The 1,494-nt window shown below is 37.6% G+C and carries 1 protein-coding gene; it reads left to right on the forward strand.

Annotated features, from left to right (window positions below; genetic code table 11):
- The first annotated feature begins 159 nt into the window (after positions 1–159).
- Positions 160–804 carry an NAD(P)H-hydrate epimerase gene (locus tag KHW44_RS09540; protein WP_304068869.1) on the forward strand — a complete coding sequence of 215 codons (645 nt, stop codon included), beginning with the start codon at positions 160–162 and terminating at the stop codon, positions 802–804.
- Positions 805–1,494: the final 690 nt, after the last annotated feature.

Here is a 1,494-nt window from a genome sequence, read left to right on the forward strand (position 1 = left end):
AATTCAAAACCAAAAAACTACGATAATTTCGACAAATATCGACCTTGATGATTTGACAACACAATACGATCAGAGAATTTCATCCAGAATCAAGGGCGAGTTTATACCGATACAATTTTTCGGCAGGGATATAAGAGAAGAGAGGTTCAAAAACGGACTATGATTTATGTAACAGCTGAACAAATGCGACAAATCGACCAATACACGATTCACGAAATCGGAATTCCATCGATTGTGTTGATGGAAAACGCCAAAGCACAAATCTCCAAACACGTTTTGGACAAGAAGTTTGCCAAAGCGTACGTGTTTGCATCTGTTGGAAACAACGGTGGAGATGGATTGGCAGTTGCAAGAGATATCTACAACGAAGACCGATTTGTTAAAGTGTATGTGATTGGAAAGCTAGAAAAAGCATCGACGGATTTTAAAATCAACTACGATATTTTGAAAAAATTAGACGTGGAGATTGAATTTGTTGACGAAAACACGAAATTCGACATCACAGAAAATGATTTGATTGTCGACAGCATTTTCGGTACGGGACTCAAGAGAGATATCGAAGGAATTTACAAAGACGTAATCGACATGATTAACGACACACAAGCATTCGTTGTGAGCGTGGATATGCCATCGGGACTGGATTCTGATGAAAATATAATCCACAACGTAGTAGTCAAGGCTGACCTTCTTGTGACATTGCAATTACCGAAAAAGTCGTTGCAAGATTATGAGGGAGAATATGTCGTGGAAACAATAGGCATACCGGAAAAATCAATTAAACATGTATTAAATAACGCTTCGTAAGAGGCGTTTTTTTGGTGGGTAAGGAAATAAAAGTTGCAAAACGCTTAATCGACTACGAAAATTGGCAAATTCTAATCTCGAAATCCTAAAATTTGAAGCTCGCTACGCTCAAGCGGTCAAATTTTAGCCGGATTTCTTCGATTGAATTTGCTGCAATTTTCTCCGTATGATACGCTTATTTGCAAGCTTTTATTTGCTCACAAGTAAAAACGCCTCACGAAGCTCTGCGCAGGACATGTTTAATTGAGAGAGAAAAAATGAGTGGGAGGATAATGTTGAAAGCCTTCGGCTTTCTCCTTTTTTTATGTTTTATGGCAAACTCTTGCCGTCGAATATCTGTCTACAAAAACAAAGAAATTCAAAACTCGTGAACCTAAAATCTCAAGCGCAAGCTCCGCTTTGGCGCGAGTGAGATTTTTTAACGGTTCCCTTCGTTAGAATTTCTAATTGTTTTTTTCGAATGATATTCTCAGGCAAAGATGTTTGCCTATAATGCCAACAACGCCTCACAAAGCTCTGCGCAGTACATGTTTAATTGATAGAGAAAAAGAGGGAGATGTGTGTGGAATTTTACAAAATTTTCAACTCAAAATATGTTAGCAATAAAAAGTAGAAACCGATTTGGATAGGAATTTGTTATAAGCAAAAACATCGTAAAGGAGCGAATCGTTCGGAAAAAATTGCTTTAAA

It is taken from the genome of Finegoldia magna, from assembly GCF_018371055.1.
In the GTDB taxonomy this organism is placed as follows: domain Bacteria; phylum Bacillota; class Clostridia; order Tissierellales; family Peptoniphilaceae; genus Finegoldia; species Finegoldia magna_I.

Bases quoted from the DNA above. Each gene is read 5' to 3' on its own strand.
- KHW44_RS09540 (WP_304068869.1), top strand. From the start codon at position 160: ATGATTTATGTAACAGCTGAACAAATGCGACAAATCGACCAATACACG.